The sequence below is a fragment of the Arthrobacter sp. H-02-3 genome (assembly GCF_003097355.1).
Taxonomy (GTDB): domain Bacteria; phylum Actinomycetota; class Actinomycetes; order Actinomycetales; family Micrococcaceae; genus Arthrobacter; species Arthrobacter humicola.
On the sequence record NZ_PYUI01000019.1, the window covers coordinates 66,950 to 92,259 of the forward strand.

General features: G+C 67.6%; 20 protein-coding genes. 10 read left to right on the forward strand and 10 right to left on the reverse strand.

What is annotated here, in order from left to right; genetic code table 11:
• The first annotated feature begins 78 nt into the window (after positions 1-78).
• The 4 genes from yajC (at position 79) to C9424_RS16550 (ending at position 5,939) form a co-directional block, all read left to right on the forward strand.
• Positions 79-501, forward strand: coding sequence for a preprotein translocase subunit YajC (gene yajC, locus C9424_RS16535; protein WP_116767983.1), 423 nt, complete (start codon positions 79-81; stop codon positions 499-501).
• Between the two features lie 105 nt (positions 502-606).
• Positions 607-2,382 carry a protein translocase subunit SecD gene (gene secD, locus C9424_RS16540; RefSeq protein ID WP_116767984.1) on the forward strand — a complete coding sequence of 592 codons (1,776 nt, stop codon included), beginning with the start codon at positions 607-609 and terminating at the stop codon, positions 2,380-2,382.
• Positions 2,383-3,402 (forward strand): protein translocase subunit SecF, encoded by a 1,020-nt coding sequence (secF, locus tag C9424_RS16545; RefSeq protein ID WP_116767985.1) that lies wholly within the window; start codon positions 2,383-2,385, stop codon positions 3,400-3,402.
• A gap of 245 nt (positions 3,403-3,647) precedes the next feature.
• A complete protein-coding gene (locus tag C9424_RS16550) occupies positions 3,648-5,939 on the forward strand; it encodes a RelA/SpoT family protein (RefSeq protein ID WP_237563510.1) in 2,292 nt (763 codons plus the stop codon).
• A 14-nt stretch (positions 5,940-5,953) separates the two neighbouring features.
• Here the strand turns inward: C9424_RS16550 and C9424_RS16555 are convergent, their stop codons facing one another.
• The 3 genes from C9424_RS16555 to C9424_RS16565 all read right to left on the reverse strand — a co-directional run bounded on the left by C9424_RS16555 (position 5,954) and on the right by C9424_RS16565 (position 9,204).
• The gene (locus C9424_RS16555; RefSeq protein ID WP_237563511.1) at positions 5,954-6,595 is read right to left on the reverse strand and encodes a type IV toxin-antitoxin system AbiEi family antitoxin; all 642 of its coding nucleotides are present in this window, start codon (positions 6,593-6,595) and stop codon (positions 5,954-5,956) included.
• A 103-nt stretch (positions 6,596-6,698) separates the two neighbouring features.
• Positions 6,699-8,336, reverse strand: a complete 1,638-nt coding sequence (locus tag C9424_RS16560) for a DUF349 domain-containing protein (protein ID WP_237563512.1) — start codon at positions 8,334-8,336, stop codon at positions 6,699-6,701.
• A gap of 61 nt (positions 8,337-8,397) precedes the next feature.
• Positions 8,398-9,204: a peptidylprolyl isomerase gene (locus C9424_RS16565; protein WP_116767989.1), complete on the reverse strand. Its 807-nt coding sequence runs from the start codon at positions 9,202-9,204 to the stop codon at positions 8,398-8,400.
• A gap of 264 nt (positions 9,205-9,468) precedes the next feature.
• Between C9424_RS16565 and hisS the strand changes: the two genes are divergently transcribed.
• Positions 9,469-10,818, forward strand: a complete 1,350-nt coding sequence (gene hisS / locus C9424_RS16570; protein WP_116767990.1) for a histidine--tRNA ligase — start codon at positions 9,469-9,471, stop codon at positions 10,816-10,818.
• Positions 10,819-10,824: 6 nt separating this feature from the next.
• Here hisS and C9424_RS16575 read toward each other — a convergent pair whose 3' ends face one another.
• The gene (locus tag C9424_RS16575; RefSeq protein WP_116767991.1) at positions 10,825-12,162 is read right to left on the reverse strand and encodes an APC family permease; all 1,338 of its coding nucleotides are present in this window, start codon (positions 12,160-12,162) and stop codon (positions 10,825-10,827) included.
• 121 nt (positions 12,163-12,283) lie between these two features.
• Between C9424_RS16575 and aspS the strand changes: the two genes are divergently transcribed.
• Both aspS and C9424_RS16585 read left to right on the forward strand, forming a co-directional pair.
• Positions 12,284-14,068, forward strand: coding sequence for an aspartate--tRNA ligase (gene aspS / locus C9424_RS16580; RefSeq protein ID WP_116767992.1), 1,785 nt, complete (start codon positions 12,284-12,286; stop codon positions 14,066-14,068).
• A 247-nt stretch (positions 14,069-14,315) separates the two neighbouring features.
• Positions 14,316-15,128, forward strand: coding sequence for a GNAT family N-acetyltransferase (locus C9424_RS16585; RefSeq protein WP_237563517.1), 813 nt, complete (start codon positions 14,316-14,318; stop codon positions 15,126-15,128).
• A gap of 71 nt (positions 15,129-15,199) precedes the next feature.
• Here the strand turns inward: C9424_RS16585 and C9424_RS16590 are convergent, their stop codons facing one another.
• From C9424_RS16590 to C9424_RS16615, 6 genes are all read right to left on the reverse strand, one after another.
• Positions 15,200-15,415, reverse strand: coding sequence for a hypothetical protein (locus tag C9424_RS16590; RefSeq protein ID WP_116767994.1), 216 nt, complete (start codon positions 15,413-15,415; stop codon positions 15,200-15,202).
• 29 nt (positions 15,416-15,444) lie between these two features.
• Complete coding sequence (locus tag C9424_RS16595) at positions 15,445-16,842, reverse strand: MFS transporter (RefSeq protein ID WP_116767995.1); 1,398 nt, start codon at positions 16,840-16,842, stop codon at positions 15,445-15,447.
• Between the two features lie 11 nt (positions 16,843-16,853).
• A complete protein-coding gene (locus C9424_RS16600) occupies positions 16,854-17,183 on the reverse strand; it encodes a Dabb family protein (protein WP_091252371.1) in 330 nt (109 codons plus the stop codon).
• 1 nt (position 17,184) lies between these two features.
• Positions 17,185-18,873 carry an FAD-dependent oxidoreductase gene (locus C9424_RS16605; protein ID WP_116767996.1) on the reverse strand — a complete coding sequence of 563 codons (1,689 nt, stop codon included), beginning with the start codon at positions 18,871-18,873 and terminating at the stop codon, positions 17,185-17,187.
• 37 nt (positions 18,874-18,910) lie between these two features.
• On the reverse strand, positions 18,911-19,672 hold the full coding sequence (locus C9424_RS16610; protein ID WP_091252424.1) for an SDR family NAD(P)-dependent oxidoreductase: 762 nt from the start codon (positions 19,670-19,672) through the stop codon (positions 18,911-18,913).
• A gap of 120 nt (positions 19,673-19,792) precedes the next feature.
• The gene (locus C9424_RS16615; RefSeq protein ID WP_116767997.1) at positions 19,793-20,578 is read right to left on the reverse strand and encodes an IclR family transcriptional regulator; all 786 of its coding nucleotides are present in this window, start codon (positions 20,576-20,578) and stop codon (positions 19,793-19,795) included.
• Positions 20,579-20,710: 132 nt separating this feature from the next.
• On the opposite strand from C9424_RS16615, the gene C9424_RS16620 reads away from it, so the two are divergent.
• The 3 genes from C9424_RS16620 to C9424_RS16630 form a co-directional block, all read left to right on the forward strand.
• The gene (locus C9424_RS16620) at positions 20,711-22,438 is read left to right on the forward strand and encodes an FAD-dependent oxidoreductase (RefSeq protein ID WP_116767998.1); all 1,728 of its coding nucleotides are present in this window, start codon (positions 20,711-20,713) and stop codon (positions 22,436-22,438) included.
• 21 nt (positions 22,439-22,459) lie between these two features.
• Complete coding sequence (locus C9424_RS16625; RefSeq protein ID WP_116767999.1) at positions 22,460-23,233, forward strand: IclR family transcriptional regulator; 774 nt, start codon at positions 22,460-22,462, stop codon at positions 23,231-23,233.
• Between the two features lie 343 nt (positions 23,234-23,576).
• The coding region (locus C9424_RS16630) for an HNH endonuclease signature motif containing protein (protein ID WP_133247527.1) at positions 23,577-25,310 on the forward strand (1,734 nt) is incomplete at its 3' end.

Genomic DNA, 25,310 nt, shown 5'->3' on the forward strand with positions numbered 1-25,310 from the left:
GCCGCGCCGCCCGGAGCAAACGGACGTTGCTGAAAAACAGCTATGCAAGTACAGAACGGAACTTTCCCCTTGGATCCAATGACAATTCTCCTGTTCGTCATGCTCGGCGTGTTCGTCTTTATGATGTTCCGCCGCAACAAGAAGACGCAGCAGCAGCAGGCGGAGCTCCAGTCGAAGTTCGGCCCCGGTGTCGAGGTCATGACGAGCTTCGGACTGTTCGGCCGGATCGTCGACATCAATGAAGCGGAGAACAAGGTCACGCTGGAACTCTCCCCGGGCAACACCGCCACCGTGCACCGCCAGTCCGTCACCAAGATTGTGGAGCCGGTTGTTGCAGCCGAAGAGCCGACAGTTGTTCCTGACGACGCATCCTCGCTGACCCTTGACAAGCCGGACGCTGAGACGCCGGAAAGCGCTGCCCCTTTCAACGAGCCGGCCGGCATCGAAACTCCCGAGGAAACCCTGCGCCGCCTCAACGACGAAGGTAAGAAAGACAGCTAGTCTGCCTACCTGAGCTATCCCGCGAAGCAACGGTTGCGGGCATCCGTCGTCGGGGGCCAAGTGCCCGCGTCGGCGGATCCGCCGTAAATAATAGAAAGATCGACAATGGCACGAACTGGCCCCAAAAACTCAGCCATCAGGATGCTGGTCTGGCTCGGCGTAATCATCGCCGCCATGACGGCCGTCCTGGCGGGCGGCACGATTGCCGGCCAGGCCAGCTGGGCTCCCAAGCTCGCCCTGGACCTTGAAGGCGGCACACAGATGATCCTGGCGCCCAAGGTTGAGGGCGGTTCGGGCATTACCGAAGATCAGCTCAACCAGGCCGTGGCGATCATCCGTCAGCGCGTGGACGGCTCGGGCGTCGCGGAAGCGGAAATCAGCACGCAGTCCGGCCGCAACGTCGTGGTCAGCCTCCCGGGAACTCCTGCCAAGGAAACCCGCGCCCTGATCCAGGCTTCCGCCGACATGAACTTCCGCCCCGTTATCCAGGCTGGCCCCGGCGCGGCGGTCCCCGAGGCATCCCGGACCCCGGACGCGCAGCTGCCCAAGCCGACGGCCGCGCCTGCCAACAGCAGCGACGAGAACTGGGTTACCCCCGAGATCTACAAGCAGTTCGAGGCGCTCGACTGTGACAACCCCTCGCAGGACAAGCAGCAGCGCTCCGACCCGACGAAGCCGCTGGTGACCTGCCAGCCGGCCTCGGCGAAGTCGCCGGCGATCAAGTACATCCTCGGTCCGGTGGAAGTCAAGGGCTCGAACATCAAGTCCTCCTCGTTCCAGCTGCAGCGCGGCGCCCAGGGTGCCGTGACCAACGAATGGGCCGTCAACATCCAGTTCGATGATGAGGGTACCGCCAAGTTCAAGGACGTCACCCAGCGCCTGTACCAGTTCTATGCCGCCGGCGGCGGTGAGTCGGGCTCGGATCCGAAGTCCCAGTTCGCCATCGTCCTGGACGACCAGGTCATCTCCGCCCCGCGTTCCCTGGCTGTCATCACCGATGGCCGCCCGCAGATCACCGGCGGCTTCACGGAGGATTCCGCGAAGGCCCTCTCCGACCAGCTCCGTTTCGGCGCCCTGCCGATCAGCTTCGAAATCCAAAGCGAACAGCAGATCTCCGCAACCCTCGGCGGGGAGCAGCTCCGCATGGGCATGCTCGCCGGCCTTATCGGGCTCCTCCTGGTCGCCGTCTACTCGCTGTTTCAGTACCGGGCCCTGGGCTTCGTGACGCTGGCGTCCCTCGTGATCGCCGGTGTGCTCACGTTCCTGGCCATCGCCATCCTGGGCTGGACCGAAAACTACCGGCTTTCGCTCGCCGGCGTCGCCGGTCTGATCGTGGCCATCGGCCAAACGGCCGACTCGTTCATCGTCTACTTCGAACGCATCCGAGATGAGCTCCGCGAAGGCCGCGGCCTGGTCTCGGCCGTGGAGAACGGCTGGAAGCGGGCCAAACGCACCATCCTCGCGTCAAAGGCCGTGAACCTCCTCGCTGCCGTGGTGCTGTTCTTCGTGGCCGTGGGCAACGTCCGCGGCTTCGCCTTCACCCTCGGTCTCACCGCGATCGCCGACCTCATCGTCGTCTTCATGTTCACGCACCCCACCCTGCAGCTGCTGGCCCGGACCAAGTTCTTCGGCGAGGGCCACAGGTTCTCGGGTCTGGATCCGAAGCGCCTGGGCGCTGTGCCGCTCTACCGCGGGGCCGGCCGGATCCGTACTCCGGAAGACAAGCCAGTGGCGGTGGTGCGCGCGAAGAACACGGGTGCAGCCGCAGAGGCCGAGCGCCGGATGACCATCGCAGAACGCCGCCTCGCCGAAAAGCAGGAGCAGGCACAACAGGCACAGCTCGCCGGTACCTCCAAGAGCGCGTCCAAGGAGGGCAAGTAAATGGTCAACTTCTCAACGTTCGGCAATGAGCTCTACACGGGCAAACGCTCGTATGACTTCGTCGGCTACCGGAAGATCTGGTTCCTGATTGCCGGGGTCGCCATCGCCCTGTCCATCCTGATTCCGGTTGCCAAGGGCGGCTTCAACCTCGGCATCGAATTCCGTGGCGGCTCCGAGTTCACGGTGTCCAACGTCCAGAACACGGATGCGTCCCGCGGCGAGAAAGCCGTCAAGGACGTCGTGGCGGGGTCCGTGCCACGCGTGGCCAACGTCGCCGGCAACACCATGCGCATCCAGACGGACAAGCTGTCCGATGACGAGACGCTGCAGATCAAGGAAGGCCTGACCAAGGCCTACGGCGTGACAGACAACGAGGTGACGTCGACCTTCGTCGGCCCCACCTGGGGCGCCGACGTCACCAAGCAGGCCCTCATGGGTCTGGCGATCTTCGTCGGCCTCGCCGCCGTCCTGATGGCGCTCTACTTCCGGACCTGGAAGATGTCGCTCTCGGCACTGGCCGGCATGGCTGTCACGTTGTTCATGACCGCCGGCGTCTACGCGCTCAGCGACTTCGAGGTGACGCCGTCGGCCATCATCGGCTTCCTGACCGTTCTCAGCTACTCGCTGTACGACACCGTGGTGGTGTTTGACAAGATTCGGGAGAACACTTCGGACATGCAGGCCTCCACCCGGAGGACCTTCGCCGAAGAGGTCAACCTGGCCATCAACCAGACCCTGGTCCGCTCCATCAACACCATGGTGGTAGCCATCCTTCCGGTCGCCGCCATCCTCTTCATCGGCGCCGGTCTGCTGGGCGCCGGGACCCTGCGGGACCTGTCCCTGGCGCTGTTCGTGGGCATCCTGGTCGGCACCGCCGCCACGATCTTCATCGCGGCGCCGCTGTACGCCGCGCTGCGGCAGGGCGAACCTGAACTGGTCAAGCAGGCCAAGCGGGTGGAACAGCGGCGCGCGGAAGCGGCCGCCAAGACCGCCGCGCAGGAATCCGCCGCCACCGCCTAGGCGGAGGCTCAAGTGCACCACCGGCGGGCCGGAGAACGTCCTTGGGGACGACCTCCGGCCCGCCGCCGTATCCGGGCCGGTTATCGAAGTATCCTGCTGCGGGAATACACTTGAATAATTAACCGGTCGCGAGAGGTGTTCCATTGGAAGAACGTTCGACGCCGGTGCCGGAGGCACCTGCGGGCAAGGGCCAAGGCCAGAGTTCTCAAACTGGCCTTGTGGCTCCCGGACGTCCTGATGTTCCCGTGCCGGTCGATAATTCGGGCGCCCGGCCCACGTTCCCCGGACGGCGTGAACGCACGAGGTCACGCCTTGCCCGACTGACGGGCCGCGGAGCCCCCGCCTACTCTCCGATCCTGGAGCCGTTGCTGCGCACCGTCCGGGCCAACAACCCCAAAGAAGACTTCGACCTGATCCAGCGCGCCTTCGTGGTGGCTGAGCGCTGCCACCGTGGCCAGAAGCGCAAGAGCGGCGACCCGTACATTACGCACCCGGTGGCGGTGGCCACCATCCTCGCCGAGCTCGGCCTCAGCGGCACGACGCTGGCCGCAGCCCTGCTGCACGACACCGTTGAGGACACGTCCTACACGCTGGCCGACCTCAAGGCCGAGTTCGGCCCGGAAGTGGCCATGCTGGTGGACGGCGTGACCAAGCTGGACAAGGTGAGCTTCGGTGAGGCGGCCCAGTCCGAGACCGTCCGCAAGATGGTCGTCGCGATGGCCAAGGACATCCGCGTCCTGATGATCAAACTCGCCGACCGGCTCCACAACGCCCGTACGTGGCGCTTCGTCTCGGCCGAGTCTTCGGCGCGCAAGGCCCGCGAAACCCTGGAAATCTTCGCCCCGCTGGCCCACCGGCTCGGCATGAACACCATCAAATGGGAACTGGAGGATCTCTCCTTCGCCGCCCTCTACCCCAAGGTGTACGAGGAAATCGTGCGCATGGTGGGGGACCGGACCCCGGAGCGCGAGAAGAACCTGGCCGTCATCCGCAACCAGATCACCGAGGACCTCCGCGCGGCAAAGATCAAGGCAACGATCACCGGCCGGCCCAAGCACTACTACTCGATCTACCAGAAGATGATCGTCCGCGATAAGGACTTCGACGACATCAACGACCTCATGGGCGTGCGTGTGCTAGTCGATTCGGTCCGGGACTGTTACGCGGCCCTGGGCGCGATGCACTCCCGCTGGAACCCCCTCCCCGGGCGGTTCAAGGACTACATCGCGATGCCGAAGTTCAACATGTACCAGTCCCTGCACACTACGGTGATCGGTCCGGGCGGCAAGCCCGTGGAAATCCAGATCCGGACCCACGAGATGCACCGGCGGGCCGAGTACGGTGTGGCCGCCCACTGGAAGTACAAGGACCAGCCGAACCGGACGGCCGCCGGCCCCGGCAGCCCGCGCGACGGCGACATGGGCTGGCTGCGCTCCCTCGTGGACTGGCAGCAGGAAACCTCGGACCCCGGCGAGTTCCTCGACTCCCTGCGCTTTGAGATCAACGCCCGCGAGGTGTTTGTCTTCACCCCCAAGGGTGAGGTCATGGCCCTGCCCGCCGGCTCCACCCCGGTGGACTTTGCCTACGCCGTGCACACCGAAGTTGGTCACCGGACCATTGGCGCACGCGTCAACGGCAAGCTCGTCCCGCTCAACAGCGAACTGAACCATGGCGACTGGGTGGAGATCTTCACCTCCAAGGCGGAGGGCGCCGGGCCCAGCCAGGACTGGCAGCACTTCGTAAAGAGCGCCCGGGCCCGGAACAAGATCCGGCAGTGGTTCAGCAAGGAACGCCGCGAGGAAGCGATTGACCGCGGCAAGGACCTGCTGACCAAGGCGATGCGCAAGCAGAACCTTCCGCTGCAGCGGCTCATGACCCACGATGCCCTGGCGGCAATCGCGGAGGACTTCAAGTACGCGGACATCTCCGGGCTTTACGCCGGCGTGGGCGACGGCCACACGTCCCCGCAGTCAGTCATGGAGCGGCTCGTGGAGAGCCTTGGCGGGAACGAGCACCCGGACGATGACCTCGCCGAGGTCTCCATCCCCACGCAGGTCAGCAAAGCCCGTTTCTCCGACTCCGGTGTTGTTGTCCGCGGCGTGGACGACGTCTGGGTGAAGCTGGCCCGGTGCTGCACACCGGTCCCGCCGGATCCGATCCTGGGCTTCGTCACGCGCGGCTCCGGAGTGTCGGTTCACCGGACCGACTGCACCAACGTCAGCGGCCTGATGGACCAGCCGGACAGGATCGTGGAAGTGGACTGGGCGCCGACCCAATCCAGCGTTTTCCTGGTGGAGATCCAGGTCGAGGCGCTGGACCGCAAGTCGCTGCTCTCCGACGTCACCCGTGTGCTCTCGGAAAACCACGTCAACATTCTGGCGGCGAGCGTCCACACCTCGACGGACCGGGTGGCGATCTCCAAGTTTGCCTTCGAGATGGGCGACCCGAAGTACCTCAGCCACGTGCTCAGTGCCGTCCGTCGGATCGACGGTGTCTTCGACGTGTACCGCACCACCGGCAACCGCCGCCGGAGCTAAGGCGTTTTAGCCAGCTACTCCGGATCCGGCACGAGGGCGGCGAGCTTCGCCAGGGCGGCGTTCTTGTGCGGGACGCGCGGGCTGGCCTCGACGGCCAGCCTGAGCAGCCGGAGCCGCACTCCCAGCTCGGGGCTGGCCAGGAGCGCCCGCAGGGCCGGCACAGCGCGCTCCGCCTCCACGTGCAGGGCCACATCCAACGCCGTGCGCAACGGGCTGGACACCATCAAACCGCCCAGGCTCACGACGTCGAACGGCCCCAGCCGCACTTCATGGAAGGTACAGCCGCGCACGGACCTCAGGCTGGAAATGCGCCGGTTGGCATCGACCAGCAGGGCCAGGCGGTCAGGTTCGTCGGCGCAGCCATAGATCCACGCAGCGGTCATCCGCCCCGCCACCACCCGCTGCCGGATCGCCGGCGCCACGGCCAAGGACGCGGCGCGGGCGCGCAGCTGAGGACTGGCCGGGACGCCGGGCGGCAGGTACCCGCGCTGATACAGCTGCGTCAGCACGCCGTCGGCGGCCATGGCCTGCAGCTCCGGCCAGGAGAACAGGGCGCCGGGGGAGTAAAGCTCGCACTGCTCCCGACCCCGACCCGGACCCGGGCCCGGCACCGGCAAACCCGGACGATCCGCGGGGGCGCGGGGCATGAGTACCATTCCGCCATCGTTCCCGGTTCCCCGGACACAGAACAGGCCCCGTTCCGGTCATGTGGATAAACCGAAACGGGGCCTGTACTTGGTTTCCCGGCGTGCCGGCTGCTTAAGAGAGTTCGCTCGCTGAGCGCTCGAGCTGCTCGAGCCAGGCCTGGCGCGCCTCGAGGGCCTCCTGGGCTGCCTTGATCTTGCGCTCGTCGCCGGCCTTCTCCGCCTTGGCGAGGTCTTCCTTGAGACCGGCAATGGCGGCTTCGAGCTGGGTCAGGGCGCTGTTGGTGCGCGCCTTTGTCTCCGGGTTGGAGCGCTTCCAGTTCTCGTCCTCGGCCTGGCGGACGGCGTCCTCCACCTTCCGCAAGCCGGCTTCGATGCGGCCCATGTCGGCGCGCGGAACCTTGCCGGCTTCTTCCCAGCGGTCACGGATGGACTGCAGCGCTTTCTTGGCAGCGTTGAGGTCCTTGATGGGCAGGAGCGCGTTGGCCTCCACCAGGAGCGCTTCCTTCACCACGAGGTTCGCACCGTATTCCTGGTCGATCTCGTCGTTGGCGGCCTGCCGGTTGGTGAAGAAGACATCCTGGGCGGCGCGGAAGCGGGCCCACAGGGCGTCGTCGTCCTTGCGGCTGGCGCGGGGCGAGGCCTTCCATTCGTCCATCAGGCGGCGGTACTCGCCGGCGGCAAAGCCCCAGTCGGTCGAGGAGGAGAGTGCCTCGGCCTCGGTGATCAGCTTCTCCTTGACGGCCTTGGCAGCCGAGTTGTTGCTGTCCAGTTGGGAGAAGTAGGCGCGGCGGTGGCGGTCGAAGACCGTCCGGGCGGCACGGAACCGCTTCCACAGCGCGTCTTCGTTGCTGCGGCCGAGACGGACGCCGCTCTTCTGGGCGATCTTCCAGCTCTCGAACAATTCGTTCATCCGTGCGCTGGAGGTCTTCCACTGGATCTGCGCAGGATCGTGGCCGGCGATTTCCTCGGCCTCGGCCACGATGGCCTCGCGGGCGGCAAGCTCGGCGGCGCGGACGGCGTCGTGTTCGGCTTTCTCGGCCTTCTCGAGCTCGCCGATCTGCGATACCAGGGCATCCAGCCGGGCCTCAGCGGAGAGGTAGTCGCCCACCATGTTCCGCTCGGCAAGCTGTTCGCGCAGGTGCGTGACGGTCTTCTGCATGTCCGTGGTGGGCGCCTTGGAGCTCACGCGCTGTTCCAGCAGAACAATCTGGGCCACGATGTCCTCGAATTTGCGGGCGAAGTAGCCCAGCGCCTCGTCGGCGCTCACTCCGGGGTACTGGCCAACGGGGTATTCCGTGCCGTCAACGGTCAGGAAGACGTGGCCGTCACCTTCAACGCGGCCCCAGCGGGCCGCCTCGGCCAGCGAGGCTGCGGAGGAGACTGCCGCGGGTGCGGGAGCCGGTGCGGCTGCGGAGGGCTTGGCTTTGGGCCGGGCAGCGAAGGCTGCCGGGCTCGGCGCGGGCCGCGCCGCCGCTGACGGGGCGGGACCAGGAGCCGGAGCAGCTGCCTCGGCAACAGGCTCGGCTGCCGTTTCCACTGCCGTTTCGACGGCCGGGTCCGCCGGAGCGGCCACGGCGGGATCGGCGGCCTCGGCGTTCTCGCTTGCCTCGGCGTTCTCGCCTGCCTCGGCTGCCGTTTCCGGTGCCGCGTCTACGGCAGCGCCTGCACCCTCGGCAGTGGTTGCCTCGGCTTCGGTTTCGTTGGCAGCTGCTGTTGCCACTGTTTCGTCGGATTTCTGACTGTCTGTCACCGCTAGAAGTCTTTCGCTTGGAGGGAAATACCGGGACTACGGCCTTCAGGGCCGCATCTGGTTACTTCAGTGTGAACGAGTCTATCGTGACTGGTTCCACAGGTGCGCCGTCCGTGGCGTTATCGCCCGGCTTCAGACCGGCGGCGGCAATCCCGCCGACCACGTCGAGCCCGGAGGTCACCTTGCCCACCACCGTGTAGCCGCCGGCGGCGTCCGCGGGAATGACGGTGTCCTTGTAGACGATGAAGAACTGGGTGCCGTTGCCGTTGGCGTTGCCGCTGGTCCGGGCCACGGCGATGGTTCCGGCCGGGTACTTGTTGTCCGCCGGGGTGTTCTCCAGCGGGCCCCACGTGTAGGAAGGATCGCTGCTGCCGTCGCCGGTCTTGGACCCGCACTGCAGGACACCAAAGGTCTCGCCCGTGGTCAGCCGGTGGCAGCTGAGGCCCTTGTAGAAGTTCTGGTCGGCGAGGGACTTGAAGACGGCCGCGGCCTGCGGGGCCTTCGTGCCGTCAATTTCAACGCCTAGCGTGCCGCGGTTCAGCGCGAGTTCGCCGGTAAAGGTTTTGCCCGCGGCAGTGTCCGGTTTGGGGATGTTGTCCGCATTCGTGGCGGCCGCCGTCGGCGTGGCAGACGCCGAGGGGCTCTGGAGTCCCGCCTGCGCGGCCGCGAACTCTTCCTCGGTGGGGTTCGACGAAAAGACGGTGAGCTGCAGGACCAGGGCCAGGGCGATCGCACCGGTGCCGGCGCTGATGGCCAGAACGTTGTCGCGCTTGCGGCGCTTGTCCTGGTCCCGGCGCAGGCCGCGCCTGGCCTCCATCTGCTGAACGCGCCGCTTCGCCTCGCGTGCGTTGCGTGAACTGGCCGCCAAAGGTCCTCCTGGTTGTAAGGTGCGTGACCGTGACGGGCCGTGGGCGCCGTCGCGGTCACAGCTGCAAGCTGCCGGCAGTCCCGCCGGGCCGCCTCCGTTGGAAGAAGCGGGCGCCGAACGCATAAACTGACTGCCGCACACAGTTTATGCACGACTGGCCGGTCTGCCGCCTATCTTCGTTACGTTTCGACAGAGAATGCCGCGTGACGTCCGCGCCCGGATTCTGCACCGGCACCAGCAGCAACTAGAGGAGAAAATTTCACCATGGCACGCACAGCCTCCCTGTCAGGATTCCCCGAGTGGCTTCCCGAGGAGCGGCTGGTGGAACTCCATGTGCTGGACACCCTGCGCCGGACGTTTGAGCTCCATGGCTTCTCCTCGATCGAGACCCGTGCCGTGGAAACGGTGGGGCAGCTGCTGCGCAAGGGAGAAATCGACAAAGAGGTCTACGGCCTCAGCCGGCTCCAGGACGATGAAGGCGACGCGGCGGCCAAGACCGATCCCCACGCCCTCGCCCTGCACTTCGACCTCACCGTGCCCTTCGCCCGCTACGTCGTGGAGAACGCCGGCTACCTGGCCTTTCCGTTCCGCCGCTACCAGATCCAGAAAGTCTGGCGCGGCGAGCGTCCCCAGGAGGGGCGGGCCCGCGAGTTCACCCAGGCGGACATCGATGTGGTCGGCGACGGCGAACTGCCGTTCCGCTACGACGTCGAAATAGCGCTCGTCATCGCCGAAGCGCTCAACGCGCTGCCCATCCCCGACTTCCTGCTCCGAATCAACAACCGCAAGCTGGCCGAAGGCTTTTACACCGGAATCGGGCTCACCGACACGGCCGGCGTTCTCCGCAGCATCGACAAGCTTGAGAAGGTCGGGCCCGCGAAAGTGGCCGAGCTGCTCAAGGAGGAACTCGGGGCCACCGACGAACAGGCGCAGGCCGCCCTCAAACTCGCGAGCATCCGCACCATGGACACGTCCTTCGTGGACCAGGTCCGGGCACTGGGCGTCACCAACGAGCTGCTCGAAGAGGGCCTGAACGAGCTGGAACAGGTTATTGCGGCCGCCGTCCAGCGCGCACCGGGCCGCGTGGTCGCGGACCTCAGCATCGCCCGCGGGCTCGACTACTACACGGGCACCGTGGTGGAAACCGTCCTGGTGGGGCACGAGCAGCTGGGCTCGATCTGCTCCGGCGGACGCTACGACGCCCTGGCCACCAAGGGCAACCGCAAGTTCCCCGGCGTCGGCCTCTCGATCGGCGTGACCCGCCTGGTGTCGCGGATCCTGAGCCAGGACCTCGCCAAGGCCACCCGCTCCGTTCCGACCGCCGTCCTGGTGACCCTCAACAACGACGACAGCTGGGGCGCGGCGCAGGACGTCGCGGCGCAGCTGCGCAGCCGGGGCATCGCCACGGAGGTGGCCGCGAAGGCCGAGAAATTCGGCAAGCAGATCAAGTTCGCGGACCGCCGCGGCATCCCGTTCGTCTGGTTCACCGACGACGACGGCAAGCACCAGGTCAAGGACATCCGCACGGGCGAGCAGGTTGACGCAGACCCGGCCACGTGGACGCCCGCCGAAGAGGACCTGCACGTCCGGGTGACCGCCGTCGGCGGGAACTAAAGCCAGCTAGCGCTGCTGGGGAGTCCTGCGCCACCGCAGGACCAGGAACCGCCCGGCCACCCCGACGGCCAGCACCGCCGCCATGACCAGCATGGAAGCCGGCGGGAGGGTCACGGCCAGGACGAGGCAGCCGAGGAAACCCAGCACGTTGAGCCAGCGCGGCGCATGCCACGGGCGGCGGGCCAGCGTGAAGGCGGCGGCGTTGGTCACGGCGTAATAGATGAGCACCCCGAAGCTGGAAAATCCGACGACGGTCATCACGTTCGTGCTCAGCAGCAGGACGATGACGACGGCGGCGACCGCCAGTTCTGCGACGAACGGGACGGTGTGGGGGCCGCCCACCCGGGCCAGCCGGGCCGGCAGGTCGCGTTCCCGGGCCATTGCCAGGGTGGTCCGGCCCACCCCGGTGATCAGGGCCAGCAACGCGCCAAGACACGCGGCCGCCGCCCCGGCTTGGACGAAGGGAACTCCGGCGCTGAGCTGTGAGACGGCCACCGCGTCAAGCAGCGGCGCCGTCGACTCCGCCAACTGCTGCGGCGGAAGGTGCCACTGCAGCAGTGCGGCCAGGCCGAGGTAGATCACGAAGGCCCCGGCCAGCGCTGCCAGGATGGCGCGCGGGATGGTGCGGGTGGGGTCCTTGACCTCTTCGCCGAGGGTGGCGATCCGGGCGTAGCCAGCGAAGGCGAAGAACATCAGCCCCGCCGCCGGAAGGACGCCCCAGCCGACGCCGGACGGCGTCGGGTAGACCGGTGCCGCCGACACCGCGGGGGCGCCGTCCGGGTGCGGACCCAGCAGCGACGCCACCGCGACGAAAACGATCGTGGCCAGCACGATGGCCAGCAGGATCCTGGTCAGGAAGGCGGTCCGGGTAATGCCGAGCAGGTTGATTCCGGTAAGGACCACGACGGCGGCGACCGCCAGCGGTGTGGCGTAGGCCGGTGCCACGTAGTGCCCGAACGTGAGCGCCATTGCCGCGCAGGATGCCGTCTTGCCCGTCACGAAGCCCCAGCCCGCAATGAACCCTGGCCATTCGCCAAGCTGCCGGCGACCATACACGTAGGTGCCGCCGCTGGCGGGGTATCTGGCCGCCAACTGCGCCGAGGCGACGGCGTTGCAGTAGGCAATGACGCCGGCGACGGCCACGGCCAAAGTCAGGAGCGGGCCGGCCAGGGCGGCGGCGGGGGAGAACACCACGAACACCCCGGCCCCCAGCATGGAACCGAGGCCGATTGCCGTCGAATCGAAGACGCCGAGCCGGCGTTGCAGCTGCTGCTGGCCGGGCCGGTCACCGGGGTTACCGCCGGTCCGGTCACCGGGCTGGGTTCCGTTATGCCGAGTTGCCATGGCGGAAGGGTCCTTATCAACGGGTAAACTCGTACGGGATCGTTCCCGTAGCGATCCTATAGAACGTCATTTCTTAATGTCGCTTTTGATTTTCCCTCTGTCTTCTTCAGAAAGGCGTGCTGTGCTGCGCACACATGACCTCGGATCGCTTCGCTCCGAGCACATTGGACAAACCGTAACCCTCGCCGGCTGGGTCGGCCGGCGTCGTGACCACGGTGGTGTCGCATTCGTTGACCTGCGCGACGCGTCCGGCGTCGCCCAGGTTGTGGTCCGCGAAGAAGAAGTCTTCCACGGCCTGCGCAACGAGTACGTGCTGCAGATTGTCGGCACCGTGTCCCAGCGCCCCGAAGGCAACGAGAACCCGGCGCTTCCCACCGGTGAGATCGAGGTCATGGCCGAGAAGGTCACCATCCTCAATACCTCGGATCCGCTGCCTTTCCAGATCGACGAGCACGTCGAAGTGGGCGAGGAAGCCCGCCTGAAGCACCGCTACCTGGACCTGCGCCGCCCCGGCCCCGCCCGCAACCTGCGCCTGCGTTCGGAGGCCAACCGCGTGGCCCGCGAGCTGCTCCACCAGGACGGCTACGTGGAGATCGAAACGCCGACGCTGACCCGCTCGACGCCGGAAGGCGCCCGCGACTTCGTGGTCCCCGCACGCCTGGCGCCGGGTTCCTGGTATGCGCTGCCGCAGTCCCCGCAGCTGTTCAAGCAGCTCCTGCAGGTGGGCGGTTTCGAGAAGTACTACCAGATCGCCCGCTGCTACCGCGATGAGGACTTCCGTGCGGACCGCCAGCCGGAATTCACCCAGCTGGATATCGAAGCCAGCTTCGTCGAGCAGGACGACATCATCCGTCTCGGCGAGAACATCGTCAAGGCACTCTGGAAGCTGATCGACGTCGAAATCCCGACGCCGATCCAGCGCATCACCTACCACGATGCCATGGCCCGCTACGGCTCGGACAAGCCGGACCTGCGCTTCGGCCAGGAGCTCACCGAGCTGACCGAGTTCTTCAAGGACACCAACTTCGGCGTCTTCAAGGCGCCCTACGTCGGTGCCGTCGTCATGCCGGGCGGCGCCTCCCAGGCCCGCCGCGCCCTCGACGCCTGGCAGGAATGGGCCAAGCAGCGCGGCGCCAAGGGCCTGGCGTACGTCCTGTACAAGGAAGACGGCGAACTCGCCGGTCCCGTGGCCAAGAACCTCACCGACACGGAGCGTGCCGGTCTCGCCGACGCCGTCGGCGCCAAGCCCGGTGACTGCATCTTCTTCGCCGCCGGCGAGAAGACCCCGTCCCGCGCCCTCCTCGGCGCGGCCCGCGTGGAAATCGGCCACCGGACCGGCCTGATCAACCCCTCCGACTGGGCCTTCTGCTGGGTCGTGGACGCGCCGATGTTCGAGCCCGCCGCCGCCGCTGTCGCGTCCGGCGACGTCGCCGTCGGAGCCGGCAAATGGACCGCCGTGCACCACGCATTCACCTCGCCCAAGCCGGAGTTCATGGACACCTTCGACCAGGATCCCGAGTCGGCACTGTCCTACGCCTACGACATCGTCTGCAACGGCAACGAAATCGGCGGCGGCTCGATCCGTATCCACGAGCGCGATGTCCAGGAACGGGTCTTCGAACTCATGGGCCTGGACAAGCAGGACGCCCAGACCAAGTTCGGCTTCCTGCTCGAGGGCTTCAAGTTCGGCGCTCCTCCGCACGGCGGCATCGCCTTCGGCTGGGACCGCGTTGTGGCCCTGCTGGCCGGTGTGGAGTCCATCCGCGACGTCATCGCATTCCCGAAGTCCGGCGGCGGCTTCGACCCGCTGACCCAGGCGCCCGCTCCCATCACGGCGCAGCAGCGCAAGGAAGCCGGCGTGGACTTCAAGCCCGAGGCCACGAAGGCCCCCGAGGCGAAGAACTAGCCGTCTAGCATCAGCATCAACAGCAGGGGCTCCCCGGGAAACCGGGGAGCCCCTGCTGTCTGCACAAGTGCCTACTCTCTGCACAGTTGCCTACACTCCGCACAGCTGCCCCTTCATTCGTTCCGGACGGAGAACCTCGATGGATCAGAGCCTGAACCCCGCACAGAACCCCACATCGAACCCCGCACCAAAGCCCGCACAGACCGCGCCGGGGAAGCCCGCAGCGATTTGCCGTCTGGAGGCGCTGATGGATGCCGCCTGGCGCGCCGCCGAATGCGAGGAGTCCGGCGGGTGGGTGCTGCGGGCCGCGTCCGGCGTGACCCAGCGGGCGAACTCGGTCTGGACGCGGGATCCCGGCGAGGACCCGCACCGGTTGATCGCCAGGCTCCGGCAGGCGCGGCTGTGGTACCGGGACCGGCGGCTCCCTCTGATCTTCCAGAGTTTTGACGGCCCGCGCTATGCGGCCCTGAATGCGGTGCTCGACGCCGAAGGGTTCACGCGGCAGTCCGAAACCCTGGTCCTGGTACGTCCGTCCGGGGCGGAGCCTGGCGGCGGCTCTGCGGGCCCGGACCCGGCCGTGGAAATCACCCCTGAACCCACTGCCGACTGGCTGGATCTGTGGTGGAGCGTCGACGGCCGCGGCGGGTCGGCCGAGCTCGCCGTCGCCCGCGGCATCCTCGAGTGCTGCCCGGCCGTCTACGCCCTGGTGCGGGACGACGACGGCGTACCGGCCGCCGTCGCGCGGCTCGCCATGCCCGGGACGGTGCCCGCCTTGACCGACCCTGTCCCCGTCGTGGCCGGCCCTGCGCCCGCCGGGCCGGGCTGGGGCGGCCTGTACTGCATGGCGACGCGCCCCGACGCGCGGCGGCGCGGCTATGGCGGCCGGATTGTCCGGGCCCTGCTGCGAGAAGGCGACGCCCGCGGGCTGGAGGGCTACTGGCTGTTGGTGATGGCGTCCAACGCCGGTGCCCGGGACCTGTACGCACAAGCAGGCTTCCGCGAAGCCTGCCGGTACCTCTACCGGCAGGAGCGGCCGAAGCGTCACTTGACCGGCTGCTGAAACGGCGCCTGCGGCACCCGAACGGATCGGGGCGGCAGGCGCCGTCGGGCAGTGCGGAGCCACTGGCTGCTCTACATGTCTTCCGTGTCATAGTGCAGGCCGAGCCACGGCGAGGCAGTCAGTTCACCGGTGGAGGTCCGAGGCGTGGCCGGCGGTTCCCCGGTGCCTGCAACAGGGACCAGGCACCCTGCGGATCCGTGCATGCCGGACCCCTGTGGTCCCAGGATCCGGGTCCCGGCCACGTGGATTGGCCAGTGGTGCGGGAACGCGTTGTGACGTCTGGACACGGGGTTCTCCTTCGGGTGGTGGCGGCGGTTCAGGGAAGCTGCAGGGCCGGCGGGGCCTGCTGCGCGGCGGGATTCTCCCCGGCAAGCAGTTCCCGGCGGCGGGCGGTCCCGGCCAGGTAGGGGCCGCCCAGGTCCTCTATGGGGGTCTTGTACGTCTCGCGGGAGAAGTACACGGAGACGGCGGCGATGAGCATGCAGACCGTGGCGAAGACTGCCACGGGAACCCACCCGGTGATGCCGGGGGTGAGCAGGATGCCGGCGATCATCGGGGCGAAACCGGCCAGGACCAGGCCCAGCTGGTTGCCCATCGCCATGCCCGTGTAGCGCACCGGGGCGGCGAACTGCTCGGCAAAGAACGAGGGCCAGATGCCGTTGAAGCCGGAGTACAGCACCGTCATGTTCAGGAGAGCAGCCAGGAACACCAGCACGATATTGCCTGAGGACAGGGCCAGGAAGTACAGGAAGATCGTGATCGAGCAGCCGATCGCGGCGGTCAGCAGCAGCGGGCGCCGGCCGATCCGGTCCGAGAGCCTCGCGGCCAGCGGCATGGCGAACATCGACAAGCCGATGGCGACGGCGTTGACGGTCAGGATGGAGGCCCGGTCAAACCCGGCGGTGGAGGTGGCGTAGGCCAGCCCGAAGACGGTGAAGATGGTCTGCATGACGGACATGATGGACATGCCCATCACACGGAGCACATCGGTGCCCTGGAACTTCAGCACGTCCTTGACCGGCATCGGGGCGACCTGCCGGTGTTCCTGGGCCTCCTCGAAGACCGGGGTCTCGTCCAGGTGGGTCCGCACCCAGTACGCGATGGCCAGGACCACGATGGAGAGCCAGAACGGGATGCGCCAGCCCCAGCTCATCATGGCCTGCTGCGGCATGGAGGTGACCGGGATGAAGACGAGGGTGGCGAGCACCATGCCGGAGGCGTAGCCGGTCATCACAAAGCTGGTGAAGAACCCGCGACTGCCCTCCGGGGAGTGTTCCAGCGTGAGCGTGGACGCGCCCGCCGATTCAGCCCCGGCGGAGAAACCCTGCGCGAGCCGCCCGGCCACCAGCAGGATCGGGGCCCAGATGCCCACCTGCTCGTAGCTTGGCAGGAAACCGATGCCGAGCGAGGCCAGGCCCATGATGCCAAGGGTGAGCAGCAGGATCTTCTTGCGCCCCAGCTTGTCGCCGAAGTGGCCCATGACGAGCCCGCCCACCGGCCGCGCCACGTACGCGACGCCGAAGGTGGCGAAGGCGCCGATCAGGCCGATGGCGGGGTCGGCGGCGGGGAAGAACAGGTGCGGGAACACCAGCGCCGCGGCGGTCCCGTAGATGAAGAAGTCGTAGTACTCCAGGGTGCTGCCCAGGAAGGACGCCAGGGCTGCCTTCCGCGGTGTCTTTCGCGCGGCCAGGCGTGGAGCGGGTGCAGTGTGCATGGGGATCTCCTTTAAGACGACGGCGTCTTAGTGGCAGCCGGCTGGGTATCCCCGAGGTGGAAGTCCACCGAGAGGATTTGCTGGCTGTTGGGGAATGAATAGGCCTTGAGCGGTTCGTGCAGCGGATGGGTGTTGTACACCGCGATGTCCTCGACCTTTTCGAAGTCCGCCACGATGGCGTAGTCGAAGGAGCGCTCTGTGCTGAGCACATCCGGGCCGTGGGTCAGGCTGAGCATGCCGGGGATATTCCCGGTCATCTTGTTGAGTCCGGTGATCCAGGCCTGTTTGTCGGCGGGAGGGAAGTCCGGTTTGAACTTGAAGAGGACGGTGTGGCGGATCATCTCAGGCCTCCACCAGTTCAGCGGCTGCGTCAGCGGTGGCCGTGGTGCGGGCCGTCGGGGCGAAGCCGGGGTCCTGGCCGGCGATGGTGCGGCCGGCGAGGTAGCCCATGGTCATGATCGGGCCGAGGGTGGCGCCGGCGCCGGGGTAGCCGGCGGCGTAGGCGTTTTCGGTCGTGTTGCCGGCGGCGTAGAGACCCTCGATGGGGCGGTTGTCCACGTCCAGGACGCGGGCGCGGCCGTCCGTGGCGACGCCGCCGTTGGTTCCGAAGGCGCCGTTCACTACCTCCATGGCGTAGAACGGTCCGGTCTGGAGGGGACCCAGGGACGGGTTCGGGTACGGGTTGTCGTCGTCGCCCCAGTATTTGTCGTACGCGCTTTCGCCGCGGCCAAAGTCGGGATCCTCGCCCTTGACGGCGAACTCGTTGAACCGCGCCACAGTCGCCGTCAGATTTCCGGCGGGAACCTTGATCTTTGCCGCGAGCTCCGCCAGTGTCGACGCTTCGATCAGGTAGTCGGGGACGGGCTGACCGGCCCGGTGCGCCAGGATGCCGTAACGCTCCATGTAGGCATGGTCGACGATCACGTGTGCCGGGGTGTTGAGGGTCTGGTTCCGGGGGGAGTCCCAGGACTGCAGGCTCCGGGCCAGGTCGTTGTAGTTTTGGGATTCGTTGGCGAAGCGGCGGCCGTGGCGGTTGACCATCAAGGATCCGGGGCCCTGGCGCTCGAAGCGGAGCAGGGTGCCGATTGACTGCCCGTCGCGGGTGTCGCCGGTGACCGACATCGGGGCCCACCAGGCTTCCCGGGTGCCGCGGGTCTGGCCGCCGATCCGCTGCACCATCCGCAAGCCGTCGCCGGTGTTCGAGGGCGGAGAGCACATCGTGTAGAGCCGCGATGCGAGCATCGAGTCGGCCAGTGCCTTGTCCCATTCGAAGCCGCCGGTGGCCAGCACCACGCCGTCGTTCGCCTGGAAGACGTCGCCGGTTTCGAGTTCGACGCCAGTCACCCGGCCGCCGTCGGTCAGCAGGCGGTGTCCGCGGGCCCCGGTGACGAGGGCTGCGCCGTCGCGGACCAGGCTCGCAAGGAGCATGGATACGAGGGCCTGGCCCTTGGCCACGAAACCGTCGGCCTGGCGCCGGTTCAGTTCGTCCCAGGGAAACTTGGTGAAGGCGCCCCAGTTTTCGTACTCCTGCATGGTGAACGGGGCGCGGCCGTCGGTGCGGACGTGCGGGGTGAGCGCGCCCAGGGCTTCCTTGCTGTTGAAGAGTTCAGGCTCCACCGTGCGGCCCCCCTCGACAGCGCCGGGCAGGTCCTGGCGGTAGTCCGGGAAGTTGTTCAGGAAGATGAAGCGTACGCCGCATTCCTCTTCCACGAAGCGGAGCATCTGGTCCCCGTAGTCCAAGGCGGCGTCCAGGAGTTCCTCCCGTCCGCGGCCGCGGGCCACGGCCCGCACATATTTGGCGGCAGCTTCCTTGGAATCGGTGATGCCGGCTTCGCGGGCGTGGTGGTTGTCGGCCACCCAGAGCATGCCGCCGGAGACGGCCGAGGTGCCGCCCAGCAGGGCGCTCTTTTCCAGCACGACGACGGACTTGCCGGCACGGGCGGCGGTGGCCGCCGCGGTAAGGGCGCCGGCGCCGGAGCCGACGACGACGACGTCGTAGCGGTCCGACGCGGTTCCATGGACGAATTTCATGGGTGTTGCCTTTCAGGAAGGGAAGAGTATGCGGCCGTCAGACGGCGGTGTAGCCGCCGTCGATCACGAGCTCGGAACCGGTGGTGAACCGCGATTCGTCCGAGGCCAGGTAGAGCACGCCGTAGGCGATCTCGTCGGGTTCGCCTTGCCGCGGGAGTGGGTTTGAGCCGACGAGCTGCTTGTAATACGCCTCCGGGCCGATGTCGGACTGCTCGGCGGAGCGGCGGCTCATGCGGGTGTTCATGGACCCGGGGTGGATGGAATTGACCCGGATGCCGTGGCTTCCGTAGGCCGCAGCGTCGGATTTGCTCAGCAGCCGGACGGCGCCCTTGGTGGCGTGGTAGAGCGGCACGTTCCGGCCGCCCGTGATGCCGTGGATGGACGAGAAGTTGATGATGCTGCCGGCGCCCTTCTCGATCATGCCGGGGACCACGTGCTTGGTCATCAGCCAGACGCCCTTGACGTTGACGTTGAAGATCGTGTCGAAGTCCGTCAGTGATGCGGTGTGCGAGGCCCCGGCCGGGCCGATGATGCCGGCCGCGTTGACCAGGATGTCCGGGGCGCCGAGTTCGTCCGTCACCCGGCGGATCGCGTCAGCGACGCTGTCCTCGCTGGTGACGTCGACGTCGTACTGGCTGATGTTTTCGTGGGTGGCGGCGGACGGAATGCCCGCAACGTCCAGGCTGGCGACCTTCGCGCCGTGCTCGGCGAGCAGGGCGGCGGTGGCGCTACCCAAATCTCCGCGGCCACCGGTGACGACGGCGGTCTTCCCGGCCACGCGGCTCTGTGTGGGGTTCATGTGCTGCTCCTCGTACTCCTGCAGCATCTTCGCTGCGTCTAAGCCAGAGTGGCAGGGGAGTTGTGACGGCAGCCACACGATTGCCGATGAACGGCAAAAGTCTGACCGGAAAACTGTGGTTCAGTGACTTTGGCGGAGGGTGCCCTTGAGTTCGCCGCGCCAGCCCAGGGCCCGTGAGATGCCCCGTGCGGCAGCCATCAGGACGGGGACGCGGGCGGCCGCGTTCTCCTCGTTGCGCGGCACCACCACGCTGAGGGCGGCGCGGATGGTGTTCTCGGGGCCGAAGACGGGGACGGCGATGCCGCTGGACTCGGGCACGATCACGCCGGGCATGGCCGCGAAGCCGCGCTGCCTGATCTCGGCCAGGTGGCGGCGCAGCAGGGCGGGATCGGTCAGGGTGGTTTCGGTGTACTTTGTCAGCGGGCGGGCCAGGATGGTGTCCTGGTAGGCGGCGGGGGAGTAGGCGAGGAGGACCAGCCCGGACGACGTCGCGTGGACGGGGAGGCGGCCGGCGATCTTGGTGATGTCCACGATTGCCTTGTCGGAGCCCAGCCGCTCGATGTACAGAACCTCATCCGAATCAAGGATTCCCAGGGTGGTGGAGTGCTGCACCACTGCCTGGACGTCCTCCATGAACGGCAGGGCGGCCTCCCGCAGCCCCAGCATCTTGGATCCGCGGGAGACGAGCTCCCACATCCGGGTGCCGATGTGGATGTCACCGCCGGGCTCGCGTTCGAGGAGCCGTTCGAGCAGCAGATCGTTGACCAGCCGGTAGGTCGTCGTCACCGGAAGCCCGGTCCGGCGCCCCAGTTCCGCGACGCTCATGGAGGTGTGGCCGTCGTCGAACGCGCTTACGATCTTCACAAAGCGTCCGATGATCGACTCGCCCGATGCGGAATTCGCCATTGACCCTCCTCAGGATTCCCGCTCAATGGTAATCGTCCTCGCGGTGATCCGCGTCACCGGCTCTACTGGGGGTCTAGCATTCCAACCCGGCTGCCGCAGCGAAGCGTGCGGCCGACTGAACGGAGCAAAACCATGAGCAAACCCGTCCTCTGTGATGTCCTCGTCATTGGCTCCGGTGTGGCCGGAATGGCCGCAGCGTTGAAAGCCGCCTCGCAAGGACTGAACGTGATCGTGGCCGAGAAGGAACAGTACTTCGGCGGCACGACGGCGATCTCCGCCGGTTGGGCGTGGGTCCCCGGCAACAAGCAGGGCGTGGAGCAGGGGGACACCCGGGAGGAAGCCGAGACCTACCTGAGGAACCTGGCCCCGGAGACGTTCAACGAGGCTGGCGTCCGTGACTTCCTGGACACCGTGCCGGAAGCCATCTCCTTCTTCGAGAACGAGACCGAGGTGAAGTTCACCTACCCGGAGAAGTCGCCGGACTACAAGATGGACCTGCCGGGCGCAAAGCTCTCGGGCCGGGCCATTCTGCCGCAGGATGTTGACGCGCGCGTGCTGGGGGACAAGCGACTCCTCATGCAGCCGTACATGAGTTCCTACACCGTGTTCGGCTACATGCCGCAGGTCGGCCCGGATATCAACGAGTTCTTCCACGTGAACCAGTCGGTCAGTTCGTTCGTGTATGTGGCTAAGAAGCTGCTGCGCACCTGGGCCGACGCCGCCCGCTACAAGCGACCCGTCCTGCGCTCCAACGGCAACGCACTGATGACCCGCATGGTCAAGAGCGCCGATGACCTGGGCGTGCGCCTGTGGAAGTCTTCGCCGGCCCTCTCCCTGACCCGCGACGACGACGGAACCATCACCGGGGCGTTCATCGGCGGTGAGCATGCCGCCACAGTGACGGCGCGGCTCGGCGTCATCCTCGCCGCCGGCGGCTTCTCCGGCAACAAGGAACTGCGGCAGCAGTACTTCCCGCACGACGCCGACGGCGAGGACCACTTCACCCCGACCGTGGGCCACGGCGGTGACGCCGCCACCCTGGCGATCAGCGCAGGCGGCCACATCGACAATTCGGTATTCAGCGTCGGGTCCTGGGCGCCGGTCACGGTATTCAAATACCTCAACGGCAAGCAGCGCCTCTTCCCGCACCTGCGCGCCATCGGACTGCCGGGGCTGATCGCCGTCGACCGCCACGGCAAGCGGTTCGGGAACGAAGCCCTGAGTTACCACGACTTCGGCGGCACCATGATCGAGCACAATAAGGGCCGGGACAAGACGTTCGGGTACGTGATCGGGGATGCGAAGACGATGCACAAATACGGCATCGGCTACGCCAAGCCCTGGCCGATGCCGCGCGGGTACTTCTACAAGACCGGGTACCTGGTCAAGGGCGCCACCTTGGAGGAACTGGCCGGCAAGCTCGGCATCGACGCCGCGGGTCTGAAGGCGACGGTGGCTGACTTCAACCCGGCGGCGGAGCGCGGCGAGGATCCGTCCTTTGGCCGGGGTTCCACGCTCTACAACCACTTCCGCGGGGACATGCAGCACAAGCCGAACCCGAACCTGGCCCCGGTGGGCAACGGCCCGTACTATGCCGCCAAGATTCAGATGGGCGACCTCGGCACCTTCGCCGGGATCGGCGTCAACGAACGCTCCGAGGTGGTCACTGAAGAGGGGACTGCCATTCCCGGCCTGATCGCCGTCGGTGCGGCAGCGGTCAGCGTCTTCGGCGGCGGCTACCCGGGCTACGGCTCGCACATTGGGCCGGCCCTCGTGTTTGGCTACCGGGCGGGCCGCGACATCGCGAAGCTCTCCGCGGTCCGGGGTGTGGAGCGCGCGGCCACCGTGGAAGCCGGCTAAGGCGCAGGGCCGGAGGCGTCCGTGGCAAACTCACCCACCGGTGAATCGGTCATCAGCCGCGTTGTGCGGCTCATGAGCGCGTTCGACCGCGACCTCCCTACCATGACGCTCTCCGGCCTAGCCCGCCGCGCAGACCTGCCCCTGACCACCACCCACCGGCTCGTGGACGATCTAGTGCTGCACGGCCTGATCGAGCGGCTGGCGGACGGGAACTTGCGTTCGGGGATGCGGATGTGGGAGCTGGCAGCACGGGGATCGCGTGCGCTGAATCTTCGTGAGCTGGCATTGCCTTTCATGGAGGATGTCCACGCGGCCGTGCACCAGCACACCACGCTGGCGGTGCTGGACCACGGAACCGTGCTCTACGTGGAGCGGCTGTCCTCGCCCCAATCCAGCTTGGACGCCGCCCATATCGCGCAGAGGATGCCTATTCATGCCGCCTCGTCCGGCCTGGTGCTGCTGGCCTTCGCGCCGGCTGCCGTCCAGGACGACGTGCTTTCGCGCCCGCTGCCGGCGGTGACCGCGGAGACCATTACTGACCCGGCACTCATCCGGAAACACCTGGCCGACATTAGGCAGCGCGGCTACGTTGCCCTGCCGGGCATCGGCGTAACGGAGTGGACGGGCATCGCCGTGCCCGTCTTCGGCCCGGGCAACACCGTCGCCGCCGCGCTCAATGCCATCGTTCCGCGGCAGGAAGCCGCCGTGCCCCTCACCGTCCCGGCGCTCCTGACCGCAGCGCACGGGATCTCCCGTGCACTGAAGGCCTCCGGCCCGGTTCCCCGGCGCGTCTGAGGGCGTGCCTGTGGACGTGTCCGTGAGCAGCGGTGGGCGGCGGTCTGCCGGACCCATGGCTGGTCGTCAGGCTCCGTCCGCAAGGTTCCGGTGTAGCGAAGGAGCCGTGCAGTTATTGCAGATGCAATCAGCACGCACCCCAGCCCGCTGCCCAGGCTTGAGCCCTGCTGGACGGGAAGGGCGAGTTCCACGCTTGCACGAACAGGCCTGCAGCAGACCCGGTTGCAGGCACCACGGCGACCACGGCACCGGTCAAAGAGATGTCACGGCGGACCGGGCGTCATTGCCGGCGTCCCGTCGGGGCAGCATCAAGATTGTCAGTGCCCCTTCATAGACTTGGGGTATGCAAAGCAGGGTGGCTTGGAGCGGGGACAGCGGGGCGGCGGTGGACGCCGTGGCGGCGTCTGTGGCTGTGCTGGCTGCTTTGCTCGGGTCCGGCGCCGGCGGCCCGGACCGCTCTGATCCGGCCGCCGCCGATGCCCAGCGGGATGCCGGTGCCCTCCGGGACGCTGATCCGTTGCGGGATTTGGCGGATGGGTTGTTGGACGGGTTGGCTGAGGTGGCCCGGTTGGAGGCCCGGACGGCGGCGCTGAAGGTTCAGTTGGCCGCCGACTACGCGCGGGCGGCGAGGTTCCTGGCCCCGCCGGCGGGATCCGTGCGGGACCGTGCCGTCCAGGAGATGGCCCTGGTCGCCGAGGTCGCGTGTGTCCTGACCGTGAGCGAACGCACCGCCGGGGCGTTGTTGTCCGAGGCCCGGGCGTTGACGACCGGGCTGCCGCTGACCTGGGCGGCGTTGCGGGCCGGGACGATTTCCTGGCAGCACGCCCGGATCCTTGTCGACGAAACCGCTTCCTTGAACGGTGCCGGGGCGGCCTCGCTGGAGGGGCATTTCCTGGACCCGGCCGCGCCCGGGGCGGCCCGGGGCTGTGCGGCCGGGGAGCTCGTGCCGTCCCGGTTCCGGGCCAAGGCCCGTGGTTGGCGCGAACGCCACCATCCGGAGAGCATCGAGGCACGCCACACCGTGAGCGTCGCGGACCGGCGGGTCGAGTTCGTCCCGGACCGGGACGGCATGGCCTGGCTTTCGGCCCGGCTCCCGGCCGAGACCGCGGCCGGGATCTGGGAACGGACCACCGCCGCCGCCCGGGCCCTGCAGGGCCCGGCCGAGACCCGCACCCTGGCCCAGCTCCGCGCCGACATCACCGCGACCTGGCTCCTCACCAACGCCACCGGCCCCACCACCGGGACCACAGCCGCAACAGCCGCCGACGGCGGACTTGCCGGCGGCGGCAGCAACGGCGGACGTGCCGGCGGGGGCACCAACGGCGGAACGGCGGGCGGCGCGACCAACGGACTTGCCAGCGGGGGCTCCAACGGCACCAGCGGACTTGCCGGCGGCGGGACGGGCGGGTGTGTGGTTGGGGGTGTTCCGGTGCCGCGGGCGCAGGTCCTGGTCACCGTGCCGGTGCTGTCGCTGCTGGGCCTCACGGACGAACCGGCCGTCCTGGACGGGTACGGTCCGATCCCGCCGTCGATGGCCCGCCGCCTCGTCGCCGGCGGCGCGGGTTCCTTCTACCGGGTCCTGACCGATCCCCGGGACGGGGCGCCGCTGGAGATCTGGCGGAGCAGCTACCGCCTGACGGCGGCGCAGCGGCACTGGCTCCGGCTCCGCGACGGCAGATGCCCGTTTCCCGGCTGTAACAACCATTCCCTGGACAACGAGGCGGACCACCTCCTGGCCTGGGCCGACGGAGGCACCACCGGTATCTCCAACCTGGGCCAGCCCTGCCCGAAACATCACCGCCTCAAACACTCCTCCGCCTGGACACCGAGCGGGGCCACCACAACGAGCCCGCCGGGCTGGCTTTCGCCGGCAAAACGCTATTATCCGAGTGAGCATCAGGACTGGGAACCGCCCCGCTGGCCGGACCACCTCCCGATCACGGCTAGAGACACAGACCCATGGCCGGAGCGAGGCGTGCCCGCGGATCCCGAGCCGGAACTGCCCCCGGACCCCTTCCCCGACTGGCACCACTTCACGGCCGGGCACCCATTCCCCGCCGCAAACACCGACGACCCC